11 protein-coding genes are annotated in these 14,527 nt (G+C 75.1%); 6 read left to right on the top strand and 5 right to left on the bottom strand.

Features of this window, described 5'->3' with window-relative positions; translation table 11 throughout:
• The first annotated feature begins 140 nt into the window (after positions 1-140).
• On the top strand, positions 141-1,358 hold the full coding sequence (locus AMK19_RS07370; protein ID WP_073809065.1) for an MFS transporter: 1,218 nt from the start codon (positions 141-143) through the stop codon (positions 1,356-1,358).
• A 461-nt stretch (positions 1,359-1,819) separates the two neighbouring features.
• On the opposite strand, the gene bla is transcribed toward AMK19_RS07370, so the two are convergent.
• From bla to AMK19_RS07350, 3 genes are all read right to left on the bottom strand, one after another.
• Complete coding sequence (bla, locus tag AMK19_RS07360; protein ID WP_083646595.1) at positions 1,820-2,863, bottom strand: class A beta-lactamase; 1,044 nt, start codon at positions 2,861-2,863, stop codon at positions 1,820-1,822.
• Between the two features lie 390 nt (positions 2,864-3,253).
• Complete coding sequence (locus AMK19_RS07355; RefSeq protein WP_073809056.1) at positions 3,254-4,348, bottom strand: CU044_5270 family protein; 1,095 nt, start codon at positions 4,346-4,348, stop codon at positions 3,254-3,256.
• The gene (locus AMK19_RS07350; protein WP_143200086.1) at positions 4,345-5,067 is read right to left on the bottom strand and encodes an RNA polymerase sigma factor; all 723 of its coding nucleotides are present in this window, start codon (positions 5,065-5,067) and stop codon (positions 4,345-4,347) included. Before AMK19_RS07350 ends, AMK19_RS07355 begins: the two co-directional genes overlap by 4 nt.
• Before the next feature lie 148 nt (positions 5,068-5,215).
• Here AMK19_RS07350 and AMK19_RS07345 point away from each other — a divergent pair, with 148 nt between their 5' ends.
• Positions 5,216-6,814 (top strand): hypothetical protein, encoded by a 1,599-nt coding sequence (locus AMK19_RS07345; protein ID WP_073809054.1) that lies wholly within the window; start codon positions 5,216-5,218, stop codon positions 6,812-6,814.
• A gap of 275 nt (positions 6,815-7,089) precedes the next feature.
• Positions 7,090-8,070, top strand: coding sequence for a hypothetical protein (locus AMK19_RS07340; protein ID WP_143200085.1), 981 nt, complete (start codon positions 7,090-7,092; stop codon positions 8,068-8,070).
• A gap of 221 nt (positions 8,071-8,291) precedes the next feature.
• On the opposite strand, the gene AMK19_RS07335 is transcribed toward AMK19_RS07340, so the two are convergent.
• Complete coding sequence (locus tag AMK19_RS07335) at positions 8,292-9,659, bottom strand: cation:dicarboxylate symporter family transporter (RefSeq protein ID WP_073809051.1); 1,368 nt, start codon at positions 9,657-9,659, stop codon at positions 8,292-8,294.
• A 184-nt stretch (positions 9,660-9,843) separates the two neighbouring features.
• On the opposite strand from AMK19_RS07335, the gene AMK19_RS07330 reads away from it, so the two are divergent.
• Both AMK19_RS07330 and AMK19_RS07325 read left to right on the top strand, forming a co-directional pair.
• Entirely contained in the window at positions 9,844-11,478 is a 1,635-nt protein-coding gene (locus AMK19_RS07330) for an ATP-binding protein (protein WP_073809050.1), read from the top strand.
• Positions 11,475-12,191, top strand: coding sequence for a response regulator (locus AMK19_RS07325; protein WP_073809048.1), 717 nt, complete (start codon positions 11,475-11,477; stop codon positions 12,189-12,191). The genes AMK19_RS07330 and AMK19_RS07325 overlap by 4 nt, the downstream gene beginning before the upstream one ends.
• Positions 12,192-12,198: 7 nt before the next feature.
• On the opposite strand, the gene AMK19_RS07320 is transcribed toward AMK19_RS07325, so the two are convergent.
• A complete protein-coding gene (locus AMK19_RS07320) occupies positions 12,199-12,873 on the bottom strand; it encodes a class I SAM-dependent methyltransferase (protein WP_083646594.1) in 675 nt (224 codons plus the stop codon).
• A 175-nt stretch (positions 12,874-13,048) separates the two neighbouring features.
• Here AMK19_RS07320 and AMK19_RS07315 point away from each other — a divergent pair, with 175 nt between their 5' ends.
• On the top strand, positions 13,049-14,431 hold the full coding sequence (locus AMK19_RS07315) for a diaminobutyrate--2-oxoglutarate transaminase family protein (RefSeq protein ID WP_073809047.1): 1,383 nt from the start codon (positions 13,049-13,051) through the stop codon (positions 14,429-14,431).
• Positions 14,432-14,527 lie beyond the last annotated feature (96 nt).

Below are 14,527 nucleotides of genomic sequence, written 5' to 3'. Positions count from 1 at the left end.
GTCGGCTAGCATTCCCGGCATGTTCCTCCTCCGTGACTAGGACCCCGCGCGGCGACCGCCCACCAGGACCGGTGGCGCGGTGCCTTCGGCGTCCCTGTTCACCGGCGCGCGCTGCGCCGTCTTCTTCGAGGAACTCTTCGATGTCTTCGTCCTATTGGGCTGTTCTGCGCACCCCTGGTGCGGCTCGCCTGTTCGGCGCGGCCCTGATCGGCCGCCTCTCCTACGGCACCGTCTCGCTGTCGCTGCTGCTCGCCGTCGCCGGCACCACCGGCTCGTACGCGCGGGCCGGCTGGGTGATGGCGGTGTTCTCCACCGTCAGCGTTCTGCTGTCCCCGGCCCGGGCGGGGCTGGTCGACCGGTACGGGCCTCGGCGCGCCCTGCCGCCGATGGCCGCCGGGTACGCGCTCACCCTGGTCGGGCTGGCCGCCGCCACCTGGAGCTCCGGCACCCCGTACCCCGTCCTGCTGGTGCTGGCCGCGGCGGCGGGCGGGTGCGCGCCGCCGCTCGGGCCGGTCACCCGTGCGCAGTGGAGTCGGCTGGTGACGGACCCCGAACTGCGCCGCCGGGCCTACAGTCTGGACACCGTCGCCGAGGAACTCCTGTACGTCACCGGCCCTTTGCTGGCGGGCGTGCTCGCGGCGGCGGCCCGTCCGGCGGCCGGCGTGCTGCTCAGCGCGGTGCTCGTCCTCGGCGGGACGATCGCGCTGGCGGTCACGGTGCCGCGCGAAGCGGCGGTCGATCGGGCCGACTCTGCGGAGGAGAGCGGCAGTTCGAGCACGCGGGGGCTGCTGGTCCGGGCCCGGCAGCCGCTGGCGGCCGCCGCCGGCGTCGGCGCGGGTCTCGGCGCGTTCGGCCTGCTGGCCGTGGTGTTCGCGGGCCGGCACGGGCGGGACGCCGACGTCGCCTGGGTGGAGGCCGCGCTCGCCGCGGGCAGCGCGATCGGCGGCCTCGCCCTCGGTGCCGTCAACTGGCGTGCGGCGGCCGGGAATCGGCTCGCCGTGCTGACCGCCGTGCTCGGCGCCGCACTCGCCCTCGCGGCGCTCGCCCCGAACCTCCCCGTCCTGGCCGTCGTCGCCGCAGTCGCCGGCCTGGCCGTCGCCCCGACGCTGACCACCGCCTACCTGCTCACCGACGAGATTGCCCTGCCCGAGCAGCGCACCCGGGCCGGGGCCTGGGTCAACACGGCCTTCAACGCGGGCGGTTCGGCCTCCACGGCGCTGGTCGGCCTGCTCACCGAACACGTTCCCCTCTCCGTCTGCCTCCTCCTCGCCGCCGCCCCCGTCCTCGCCGCCCTCGCCGCCGCCCCCACCTGGCGCCCGCGCCCCGCCCACGACCGCACGGTCCCGGCGAAGGGCTGACGCCAGGCCGGGTCCCGGACGGGGGTCATCACTCGTCCGGGGCCGCTCGGCCTCAACTCTGTTGCGTGTCAAGGCGGTTCTTCGGTCGCTCGGCAGCAGGGGCGGGCCGGCGGCGGGGACGATGACGTTCTCGGCGTCGGCCGACGAGGTGAGCGCGTCGATCAGCACGGTGCCGTCCTCGGTGAGCACGGCCATCGAGGAGACCCAACCGGCGCTCAGCATCGCCAGGTTGTCGAACAGCATCACCGGGGCCGGCGCGGGCGGGAGCGTCGGGTGGGGGAGACCGGGGGTCAGTGCGTCCACCAGGGCGCACAGGACGGTGTCGTCGCCGGCCAGTTCGCAGGCCCGGTCGTCGTGGGTCTGCGGATCGCCGTCGTCCGCGGTGGCCTTGGCGGCGGGCAGGAAGGAGGCGCGGCCGGCGAGAGCGGGGGCGATGGTGGTTCTCCTCGCGAATCGCGGTGTTAGGCGAGGGAGTTGAGGGCGGCCCCGGTGGCCTGGGCGATCAGGGCGTCGTCCGAGGCGGCGTCCTGCCGGGGTCGGTCGGACAGCACGGCGACGACCACGGGCGCGCGGCCGCCGTCCGGCCAGAGGACGGCGATGTCGTTGCGGGTGCCGTAGGCGGCGTTGCCGGTCCGGTCGCCGACCTTCCACCCGGCGGGGACGCCGGCGCGGATGTACGGGCCGCCGGTGGTGTTGGCGACCATCAGCTCGGTGAGCAACTGCCGCCGGGCGGCGGGAAGGACGTCGTCGAGGACGTACCGGCGCAGGTCGGCGGCGAGGGCGCGGGGCGTGCTGGTGTCCCGGGTGTCGCCCGGGGTGGCCGAGTTGAGGCCCGGCTCGGTGCGGCTGACCTCGGTGGTCGGGTCGCCGAGTTCGCGCAGGGCCTGCTGGAGCGCGGCAGGGCCGCCGAGTTGGTCCGTGACGAGGTTGGCGGCGGTGTTGTCGCTGTAGTCGAGGGACGCGGCCAGCAGGTCGCGCACGGTCATGCCGGTCGCCACGTGTTCCGAGGTGACCGGCGCCCACGTCAGCACGTCCTCCTGGCGGTACGTCACCACCTTGTCGAGGTCCGCGTCGGACGCGCGGCGCAGCAGCGCGCCCGCGGCCAGCGCCTTGAAGGTGGAGGCGAACGCGAACCGCTCGTCCGCCCGGTAGGCGACCTCCCGCCCGCTGCCGGTGTCCAGCACGTACACGCCGAGGCGGGCGCCGAAGTGCTGCTCCAGCCAGCGGAAGGACTCGGCCGTCGGCGCGACCGAAGCGGTGGGCGCGGCGGTGGGCGCGGCGGCGACGGGCCCGGCCGTGGGCGTCGGCTGTGCGCATCCGGCCAGCAGGCCGGCCGCGAGCAGCGGGGCCGCGAGCAGGGCGGTGCGGGGCTGCGCGGTGCGGGGCTGCGCGGTGCGGCGCTGCGCGGTGCGGGGCTGCGCGGTGCGGGGCTGCGCGGTGCGGGGCTGCGCGGTGCGGGGCTGCGCGGTGCGGGGCTGCGCGGTGCGGGGCTTCGTGAAGAGCATGGCCGACAGCCTGCCGCCGCCCGACCCATTCACACAAAGACAGAACCGGCACCTTTCATGCGTTCTCCGCATACGCTGCGGTGGGGGGCCGGGAACTGATGCGCCGTACTGTCGCCGCCCTGTCGGCGCTGGTCATCGGCCTGCCGCTGCCGACCGCCTGCGCCTCCGGGGAGTCGGCCGCCTCCGGGGGCCTTCCGCCTCGGGGCCGGTGGCCGGACCGTCCACCGGCCGACCGAAGCTGGAGATCGCGCTCCCCACCGACAGCGAGGCCTGGAACGCCACCGCGTCCAGGTCACCGTCCGCTGATCCGGTCGTTCGGCCCATCCGCCGGCCCGGGAGTCGGGTGGGTTGAGGACGGCCCGGGAGCCGGTCGGTCGACTGCCGCCGGCATCACCGGCCCGTTGAGGGGAGTTGGCCGACGCGGTCGACGGCGGCCTTCGCGAGGACCGCCGAGGCGCCGACCACCGTCCCGGCCGGCCCTGCCTCGCCGGCCTCGGCGAGGACCGTGCGCTCGCCGAGGAACGCGTACGTGGTGCGGTCGAAGACCCACTGAGTCTGCTGCCCGTGCGCCGTACGCGCCACGGCGACGCCTTCGCGTCCGGCGGCGTCGACGGCCGAAGCAACCTCCGTGACCCCCGGAATCCGCCCGGCGGCCCGGTAGAGCGCGGCGCTGACCTGCGGCGGCGCCCAGGTCTCGGCCAGCAGGTCGCCGATCGCCGTGAACGCCCGCTGGTCCGGGTCCTGGCCCTCGCCGCGGGTCTGTTCCCTGATCAGCTTCAGCAGGGCGTCCGGGTCGGTGGGCAGCGAGGCGACGTACGCGTTGGTCGGTTCACCGATCGACGGACCGTTCCCGCGCGGGGTGTCGGGCCCGGCGGTCTCCCCCGGCCGGTCGAGGTGGAGGACCGGTCCGTTCTCGCCGAGCCGGGTGTCGGGCCCGCCCTCCTCGCGCAGCAGACCGGGGCGGCTGCCGTCGGCGGACAGCCAGACCTGCCGGGTGTGTACGGGAGTCATGGTCACGGGACCGCCTGCCGTGCTCTGAGCCGCGTAGGCGACCCTGCTCTCGACGTAGACGAACTGGTCGGCGCGGACCGTCGACTGCTCCGCTCCGGCGGCGGCTAGCGCGATGTGGTCGAGCAGCCGTACCGCGTGGGAGGTGCCGGCGGCGCCACCCCCGGTCACCGCCGCGCGGTCGTGTCCGGCCGAACCCCCACGGTCCACCGTCACGACGCCGACGACCGCGAGGGCGCAGGCGAGCGCCGGCACCGCGATCCGGACCGGACGCCGGTACCGGGCCGGACGCCGGGTGGTGCCGCCCCGCGGTTCGGCGGACGCGGCGGCCCTGCGCAACACCTCCCGTCTCAGCAGCAGTTGACGATCCGCGTCCAGGCCGGGCACCGCCGGCGGGGGCAGCAGCTCGGCGAGTTCGCGGCGCTCGTCCGGTGCGGAGGACGGACACTGCGTATCGCGCCGTGGGGTGGCGTTCATCCGTGGCTCTCCTGGATCGAGTGGATCGACGGCCGGAGCGCGGGGATGCGGCCCGGTACGGGCAGGGCGGTGACGGCGGAAGGGGTCCGCCCCTCCGCCGCGGGGGGCTTTCCGGTTCCGGTGTGCCGGTGCCGCGCCGACGGGACGCGGGCCTCGGCCCTGGCCCTGGCTTCGACCTTGGCCTGGGCCCGGGCTTCCGCCTCGGTGAGTTCACGCAGTCGGGCCCGGGCCCGGGAGAGCCGCGAGCGGACGGTGCCGACCGGCGTGCCGAGCGCCTCGGCCGCGCTCGCGTAGTCCAGCCCGGCCCACACCACGAGGGTGAAGACCTCCCGGTCGCGGTGCCGGAGCCGGGCGAGCGCGCGGTGCGCGGCACGCAGGTGCTCGACGTCCGCGAGGTGCGCGACCAGGTCGTCGGCGAAGTCCGGGACCAAGCCGCGTTCCGGGAGCCGGGCGAGCGCGATGTCACGGCGCCGGCGGGCCCGGGCGGTGCGGCGCATGATGTTGGTCGCGATCCCCAGCAGCCACGGGCGCAGCCGGTCACCGTCGGGGTGCAGTTTCTCCCGGCCCCGCCACGCCTCCAGGAAGGTCGTCGAGACGACGTCCTCGGCCTCCGCCCAGTCGCCCGTCACGCGGAGGGCGTAGCGGTACAACACCTGGGCGTGCTCGTCGTACAGCTCGCCCAGGACGTCGGGGTCGCCGCGGCGAAGACGCGTTCTCATGAGTGCTTCCACACTCTGCCCTGCCCGGTCCGCCGCGCAGGTTCCGGTGACCTGCGTCATAGGCGCCGGCCGCGCCCCCGGGGGCCGCCCCGCTCCGGATGTGGTCCGGCTCACAGGAACTCCGGAGCCGGTCCGAGCAGTACAGAGCATGACCACTACGTCCGCCCCCCGCTCCGTCCCTCGTTCCGTTCCCCGCCGCGGCGCCCTCCGGGCCCTGGCCGTCGCCGTCGCCCTGGTCGGCGCCTCGACTCCCGCCTTCCGCAGCGCGGCCTTCGCCGCGGAGCCGCAGACGTACACCCTCACCATCAAGCACGTGGACCGCGCCGGCCAACCGGCCACGAAGTACCGCACCCATGTCGCCGGGGTCTTCAAGGACGGCGGCGAGGAGTTCCTCGAGCAGCAGGACGCCTCCGGCGTCACCACCGTGCGGCTGCCCAAGGGCCGGTACCTGCTGGACAGCACCCTGAGCTCGACCCAGGGGGCGAACGGCACGATCGGGACGGACTGGATCGTCCAGCCGCGCCTCGACCTCGACCGGGACACCACCGTCACCGTCGACGCGCGGACCACCGTCCCCGTCGACGTCCGCCCCCCGGACGGCTCCGCGAGCTTCGTGTACGGTTCGACGTTCGTCGAGGTCACACACAAGGGTGTCACCAGGAGCGGCAACGTCTTCAACGGGTCGCCGAACCTGCGCGTGGCCCACCTGGGACCCGAGACCGAAACCGGGGCGCTGAAGCAGTGGATCGACGTCAACTGGAAGACCGACACCGTCAACTACGCGCTCGGCCGGACCTTCACCGGCACCCGTGCGCTGACCGGGCTCACCCGGCACTACTCCGCCCAGGAGCTGGCCACCCTGAACATCCGTAGCGCCGTCGGGCCGGGCAGCACGGGGACCACGCGCTTCAGCCTCCTGCCGACCGACGGAACGGCCCTCGGCGTCTCCCGGTCCATGCCGACACCCGGCACCGCCACCTTCCTCGTCGCACCCGAGCGCGGCACCTGGGACATCGGCTTCACCGCCCCCCGCGCCGATGGCACCGCGCCGAACTACTACACCGCCGACCGCATCGCCGTACGGGCCGGGGCCACGATCACCCAGACCTTCGACGGCCCGGTCTTCGGCCCCGCGCTCACCGACCGTCCCGCCGTCTCACGCGACGGCGACCGAATCACCGCGAACGTCCCGCTGCTCGCCGACGGCGACGGCCACGCACCGTGGAGCCCGTTGTTCGACACCGCGTACACGTCGCTGTACCGCGACGGCGTGCTGGTCGGCGCCGCGTCCGGCGCACCCGGACGCGGCGAGTTCACCGTGCCCTCGGGCAAGGCCTCGTACCGCCTGGCCACCACGGTGACCCGCAAGGCCGCGGCCGGCGCGACCACCCGCGTGAACGCGCTCTGGACCTTCGCCTCGGCCACCACGACCGGGCCGACCGCGCTCCCGGTGAGCGTCGTGCGGTTCTCTCCCGAGCTCGGCCCGGCCGGCACCGCGGCGGGCGGCAGTGCGCTCCGGATTCCGGTCACCGTGCAGGGAGCCGCCGCGGACGGACGCACTCGCTCGCTGACCGTCTCGGCCTCCACCGACGGCGGCGCCTCGTGGACCCGCCTCCCGCTCGAAGCGGGCGCGGTGACGGTCCAGAACCCGTCGGCCGGCACCGGTGTCTCCCTGCGCGCCGAGCTGACCGACGCCGATGGCAACACCCTCGACCAGACCATCACCGACGCCTACCGCACCCAGTGACGCCGTCGGCCGCCTGAGGCCCCTCCGGGAACGGCCGGGCCGATTCGGCCTCGCACGGCGCGGATCGCACATGGTTGACGGGTGGCCGGACCACTTTCCCGGTCCGGCCACCCGTTGCGGTCACCGGCCTGCGACTCGTCCAGCAGCTCTCCGGCGCCCGGGGTCACGAGGCCGGCACGTGCCGCCTGCGGGCACGCTGAGGCGGGAGATCCCGTGACGGACCGTCACCGCCGCGTCGCCGGGCCGCGCCCGCGGTGCGGCCGTACATTGAGCGGATGATCGTCGACAGCAGGACGGGGCCGGGGCGGTACGGGTGGGGGCCGTCCGGGCAGTGGCTCGCCGCGCGGGGGCGGTGGGAGGAGCTGGTGGAACGGTTCCGCCTGGCCAGGGCACTCGGCGACGCGCTCGCGGCGCCGCTCGGGCACCTGGTGGCGTACGGCGCGCCCGCCGCGATCGCGGCCCGGCTGTTCGACCCGGCCGCCGGGCCCGGCGCGGCGGCGACGGCGGCCGACCACGACGCCGGTCCGCTGTGGGAGGTGCTCGCCACCCGCCACCCCTGGCCGGTGCTGGCCGCACTGCCGCTGCCGCCCGAGATCCGCCGCCTGGCCGCGCACACCCGCGCCCTGCTCGGCGAGGACGGAGACGGGGGCGGCGTCGAGGAGGCGGACGGCGTGGAGGACGAGGCGGGCGTGCCGTACCGGCTGCGTCCGTGGGAGGACGTCGGGTGGGAGCGCGACACCCGGGTCCGCGAGTACCTGCCCGGCGGCGGCGCGCGGCGCGCCCTGCACCTGGCGCCGCCCACCCGCGAAGGCCTCGGCGTCATCGAACTGCCGTCCCCCGGAGCCCGGTTGACCGGCCTGCCGGCGACCGCGCGGCTCGCCGCGCTGGCCGACTGGACCACCGCCGTGTGCGTACGCGGCCGCGCCACCGACGCCGCCGCGCAGCTCGCCGCCGGGCCGGACGTCACCGGCGGGCAGCTGCCGTTCGCCGCGCTGTACCCGGCCCTGGTCCACCTCGCCTCCGCCCGCCGTGACCGCGGCGCGGCCCAAGGGCGGCTCGCCGTCCGGCAGTTGCTCGTCGCGATGGACTGCACCGCCACCCCGGGCGCAGCCGCCGTCGACGCCCTGGTCGGCCGCCTGCACTGCCTGGCCTGGACCGAGCCCGGCGACGAGCTGCGCCACCTGCACCTCGCCCTGGAGGACCCCGCCACCGGCCTCGCCTGGGCCCTCTCCGGCACCACCTCCGAGCCGGCCTGACCCCCCCGAGCCGGCCTGGCCCCCCCGAGCCGGCCCGACCTCCGAGCCGGCCCGACACCCATGAGCCGGCCCGACACCCATGAGCCGGCCCGACACCCATGAGCCGGCCCGACACCCATGAGCCGGCCCGGCATCCGCGCGGAGAACGGCGACGCCCCCGCCGGCGTCCGGGGCGAACCCGGAGCGCCGACGGGGGCGTCGACCCGTCTCGGACGAGGCCGTCAGGCGGCCGGCGCCACCGCCGGGGCCTGCGCCTGGGCGGGCACCGCGGCGTCCGCGGCCGCAGCCGCGTTCTCGTCGTACGGCAGCGCGCCGGACAGCACGGCGTTCATCCGCTCGCGGTCGAGCTCGCCCGTCCAGTGGCCGATCAGCACGGTGGCCGCGGCGTTGCCCGCGAAGTTGGTCATCGCGCGGGCCTCCGACATGAAGCGGTCGATGCCGACGATCAGGCCGACGCCGTCGACCAGCGCGGGCTTGTGCGACTGCAGGCCGCCGGCCAGCGTGGCCAGGCCCGCGCCGGTGACGCCCGCCGCGCCCTTGGAGGCGATCACCATGAACAGCAGCAGGGACAGCTGCTCGCCGATCGACATCGGCTTGTCCATCGCCTCGGAGATGAAGATCGACGCCATGGTCAGGTAGATCGCGGTGCCGTCCAGGTTGAAGCTGTAGCCGGTCGGCACGGTGATGCCGACGACCGGACGGCTCACACCGAGGTGCTCCATCTTGGAGATCAGCCGGGGCAGCGCGCTCTCGGAGGACGAGGTGGACAGGATCAGCAGGAACTCGCGGCCCAGGTAGCGCAGCAGCGAGAAGACGTTCACCCCGGCGGCCAGCCGGAGCAGCAGGCCGAGCACCACGACCACGAACAGCACACAGGTCACGTAGAAGCCGATCATGATCACGGCGAGGCTCTTCAGCGCGGCCGTGCCGGTCGCGCCGACCACCGCCGCCATCGCGCCGAACGCGCCGATCGGGGCCACCCACATGATCATCGACATCACCCGGAACACCAGTTTCTGCAGGTGCTCCACGCCGCGCAGGATCGGCGCGCCGGCCTTGCCCATGCCCTGCAGCGCGAAACCGACCAGCAGTGCCACCAGCAGCGTCTGCAGCACCTGGCCCTCGGTCAGCGCCGACACCAGGGTGTGCGGGATGATCCCGAGCAGGAAGTCGGTGGTGGACGACGCGCCCGCCACGGCCTGCGCGTGCCCGGACTTCGCCAGCGCCGCCGTCAGGTGCAGCCCGCTGCCCGGCTCCAGCAGGTTGCCCACCAGCAGGCCGATGCCGAGCGCCACCGTCGAGGTCAGCAGGAAGTAGCCGAGCGCCAGGCCGCCGACCCGGCCGACCTTCGCCGCCTTGGAGACCGAGCCCACACCCAGCACGATGGTGCAGAAGATCACCGGGGAGATCATCATCTTGATCAGGTTGACGAAGCCGGTGCCGACCGGCTTCAGCTCCACCGCGAACTTCGGCGCGGCCAGACCCACCACGATCGCCGCGATCACTGCGGCGATCACCGCCAGGTACAGGTAGTGGGTCCGGTCCGATCTATTCTTCGGCTTCCCGTTCGTGGTGGGGGTGGCGGTCATCCGCTCGGCTCCTTCGCCGCTAGGCTCGCACCGCGTCCTCGAGGGGGGTGGACGCGACCGGCCCGTGGGTGGCGGGCCGCGCATGACTATTCGCCCCGCCGTGAGGGACGTCACGGTTACGTTCATAGTGTTCACGGGTACCGCGGACGTCGTGACAGGCCCGTGACCGGGCACACTTGGCGTCATGCACCCGACCGGCCCGACCCCCGCTGCCGCCCGCCCGCGCAGGCGCCGCAGCCTGGCCGGACGGCTGTTCGCCGTCCAGGTGGTCATCGTCGGGGCCGTGGTCGCCGGCGGCGCCGTCCTCGCCTACCTGTTCACCGCCGGCCGCGCCGAGGACACCGCCCGCCACGAGGCCACCGCCGTCGCGCTGTCCGTCGCCGCCTCCCCGACCGTCCGCACCGCCGTCACCGGACCCGACCCCAGTGCCGTCCTCCAGCCGTACGCCCAGCAGGTCCGTTCCGACACCAGCGTCGACTTCGTCACCGTCATGGACACCGACGGCATCCGCTGGACCCACCCCGACCCCGCGCAGATCGGCCGGCCCTTCCTCGGCCACATCGACCAGGCCCGGCTCGGCCGCCTCCAGCAGGAGACCTACACCGGCACCCTCGGCCCGTCCGTCCGCGTCGTCGCCCCCGTCTACGACGACGGACACCACGTGGTCGCCCTGGTCAGCGCCGGCATCACCGTCGACAACATCTCCGCCCGCCTGCGCACCCCCCTGCTCGCCCTCGCGGGCATCGCCGGCGGCGCCCTCGCCCTCGGCGCCACCGCCAGCTACCTGGTCGCCACCCGGCTGCGCCGCCACACCCACGGCATGGACGCCGAGGAACTCGCCCACCTGTACGACTACCACCAGGCGACGCTGCACTCGGTGCGCGAAGGACTGGTGCTGCTCGACCGCGACCAGCGCGTGCTGCTGTGCAACGACGCCGCCCGCGAACTCCTCCGACTCGACGACAGCACCGGCGAGTTGACGGTGCGTCAGCTCGGGCTGCCGAGCTCGCTGAGCCGGGCGCTGGAGTCCGCCGAACCGGTCCGCGACGAAGTGCACCTGACCGCCGAACGCGTCCTGCTGGTCAACACCTCGTCCGTCGGACCCGGCCTCGGCAGTGTGGTCACCCTCCGCGACCACACCGAACTCCAGGGCCTCACCGGCGAGTTGGACACCGTCAAGGGCATCGCCGCGGCCCTCGACGCGCAGGCCCACGAAGCCGCCAACCGCTTGCACGCCGTGGTCTCGCTGATCGAACTCGGCCGCCACCGCGAGGCCGTGGAGTTCGCCACCGCCGAACTCGCCCTCGCCCAACGGCTCACCGACCAGGTGGTCGGCGCCGTCGGCGAACCCGTGCTCGCCGCCCTGCTGCTCGGCAAGGCCGCCCAGGCCGCCGAACGCGGCGTCGAACTCCACCTCACCGAGGACAGCCGGATCGACGACGGCGTCCTGCCCGACCGGCTCACCCCGCGCGACCTGGTCACCCTGCTCGGCAACCTGATCGACAACGCCGTCGACGCCGCCATCGAGAACGCCGCCCACGCCGCCCCCGAAGTCCGCGTCACCGCCCGCACCGACGACGGCCACCTGCTGCTCCGGGTCGCCGACACCGGCGCCGGCGTCGACCCCGCCGCCGCCGACGAGGTCTTCCGCCGCGGCTGGACCACCAAGCAGCACGGCCGCGGCCTCGGCCTCGCCCTGGTCGCCCAGACCGCCCGCCGCAACGGCGGCGACGTCCGCCTCGGCGATCCCGGCCGCCACGACGGCGGCGCGGTGCTCACCGTCCGACTCCCGCTCCAGCACCCGGCGGTGGACGCATGACCGACCGACCCGAACAGCGGCCGATCCGGGTCCTGGTGGTCGAGGACGACCCGGTCGCCGCCGACGCCCACGCCCGCTACGTCGCCGCCACCCCCGGCTTCGCCGTCGCCGCCGTCGCACACTCCCGCGTCGAAGCCGCCCGCGCCCTCGACCGCGCCCGGGAAGCCGACGCCCCCGTCGAGCTGATCCTGCTCGACCTCTACCTGCCCGACGGCCACGGCCTGCACCTGTGCGCCGCGCTGCGCGCCGCCGGGCACAGCGCCGACATCATCGCCGTCACCTCCGCCCGCGACCTCGCCACCGTCCGGCAGGCCGTCACCGCCGGCGTCGTCCAGTACCTGCTGAAGCCGTTCGGCGCCGCCGCCCTCGGCGACCGCCTCGGGCAGTACGCCCGATACCGGGCCAGCCTCGGCCGCGACGGCGAGGCCCTCGGGCAGGACGAGGTCGACCGGGCCCTCGCGCTGCTGCGCGGCACCGACCGCACCAGCCTCCCCAAGGGCCTGACCGCCGCCACCCTGGACACCCTCGCCACCGCCCTGCGCACCGCCCCCGACGGCCTGTCCGCCGGCGCCGCCGCCGAGGCCACCGGCGTCTCCCGGATCACCGCCCGCCGCTACCTCGAACACCTCGTCACCACCGGCCACGCCACCCGCGAACCCCGCTACGGCCAGGTCGGCCGCCCCGAACTCGGCTACCGGTGGAAGCGCGACTGAGGCGTTGTCAGGCGCGCTCGGCGAGGACCAGGAAACGCTCCGGTTCGTCGGTGTAGGAAAGCGGTTTCCAACCGGCGGCCGTCAACCGCGGGAAGAGATTGTCGCGGGCGCGCAGGTCGTCCGGGGTGATCGGACGGCCGTGGCGGGCGGCGAGGGCGGCGCGGCCCACCGGGTGGTAGAGGGCGAGGCGGCCGCCCGGGCGGGTGACGCGGGCGAGTTCGCGCAGGCCGGCGTCCGGGCCCGGGAGGTGGGAGATCAGGCCCGCCCCGAAGACCAGGTCGGCCGCCGCGTCCGGGAGCGGAAGCCGGGTGCAGTCGGCCCGGACCAGGGCGGCGTCGGCGCGGTGGGCGGCGGCCTGCGCCAGCATCTCCGGCGTCAGATCCACGCCCAGGACGGTGCCCGACGGCCCGACGGCGGCCCGCAGCAGCGGCAGCGCCCGGCCGGTGCCGCAGCCCGCGTCGATGGCGAACTGCCCTGCGGCCAGGCCGGTTTCGGCGATCGCGGCGGCGTAGCGCGGGCCGTCGTCCGGGAACTTCGCGTCCCAGCCCGCGGCGCGCTCGGCGAAGAACGCACGGGTCTCGGCGAGTTCGTGGGCGTGGGTGTGGGTGTGGGCGTGGGCGGCGGTGCGGGCGCGGGTGTCGGCGTGGGTGCGGGTGTCGGCTTCGGGGGTCGGATCGTCCATGGCGGCAGGGTACTTGGGCGGCGGCCGTGACTTGACGTGGCCGCGCTCGTTGACGGGGTGGTGCCGGAAGTGGTGCGTACTCACTCGGACGAGTGATCCAGGTCGGGTGGGGCCGGTGCGCGAGGGCCGCGATAGTAAGGTGAGGCTTACCTAACTTCCACAAGGGAGCTCCGCTGTGACCCTCACCGTCGGCACCTCCGCCGCGCCCGCCGCCGACGCGATCCTGCGCCGCCAGCGCATCCGCGAGTCGGCCGCCCGCACCTACGCCCGGTCATTCCCGATCGTCCCGGTGCGCGCGAACGGCATGACCGTGGAGGGCGCCGACGGCCGCCGCTACCTCGACTGCCTCTCCGGCGCCGGCACCCTCGCCCTCGGCCACAACCACCCCGTGGTGCTCGACGCGATCCGCCGCACCCTGGACAGCGGCGCCCCGCTCCACCTGCTCGACCTCGCCACCGCCGAGAAGGACGACTTCACCACCGCGCTGTTCGAGAGCCTCCCCGAGAAGTTCGCCGCCAAGGCCCGGATCCACTTCTGCGGCCCCGCCGGCACCGACGCCGTCGAAGCCGCCCTCAAGCTCATGCAGACCGCCACCGGTCGCCGCGGCGCACTCGCCTTCACCGGCGCCTACCACGGCATGACCGCCGGCGCCCTCGCCGTCACCGGCAACACCGCCGTCAAGGCCCCCCTGCCCAGCGGCGGCGACGTCACCCGGCTGCCCTACCCCTACGCCTACCGCTGCCCGTTCGGCATCGGCGGCGAGCGCGGCGCGCAGCTCGCCTCGGCCTACACCGAGCGGCTGCTCGACGACCCGTCGGGCGGCGTCCTCCCGGCGGCCGCGATGATCCTCGAACCCGTCCAGGGCGAGGGCGGTGTCGTCCCCGCCCCCGACGAGTGGCTGCGCGAGATGCGGCGGATCACCGCCGAACGCGGCATCCCGCTGATCGTCGACGAGGTGCAGACCGGCGTCGGCCGCACCGGCCGGATGTGGGCCGTCGAGCACAGCGGCATCGAGCCGGACGCGATGGTGCTCTCCAAGGCCATCGGCGGCAGCCTCCCGCTCGCGGTCGTCGTCTACCGCGAGGAGTACGACGGGTGGCGGCCCGGCGCGCACACCGGCACCTTCCGCGGCAACACCCTCGCGATGGCGGCCGGCGCGGCCACGCTCCGGCACATCGCCGCCAACGGGCTGGTCGCCCGCGCGGAGACCGTCGGCGCCCGGATCGCCGCCCGCCTCGACGGCGCCCGCGACCGCCTCCCCGTGATCGGCGACGTCCGCGGCCGGGGCCTGATGCTCGGCGTCGAACTCGTCGACCCGGCAGGCGAGTTCGACAGCTGCGGCGCACGCCCCGCGAACCCGGCGCTCGCCGTCCGGGTCCGCGAAGCCTGCCTCGCCCGCGGCCTGATCGTCGAACTCGGCGGCCGCCACGACGCCGTCCTGCGGCTGCTCCCGCCGCTCACCATCACCGACGAACAGGCCGACGCCGTCCTCGAACGGCTCTGCGACGCCATCGAGTTCGCGATGCGGGAGCCTGCGGCGGCAGACCTGGCGGGCTGACGGGGGAAGGGGGAGGGGGAGGGGAAGGGCGGGCCGGGGCGGGAAGGCTGCTCCGGACAGACGTCGAAGTCGCGTGCTGATCGAACAGTTGGAAGT

It is taken from the genome of Kitasatospora sp. CB01950 (assembly GCF_001905465.1).
GTDB lineage: Bacteria > Actinomycetota > Actinomycetes > Streptomycetales > Streptomycetaceae > Kitasatospora.
This window is presented reverse-complemented; position numbering and strand designations above follow the sequence as displayed.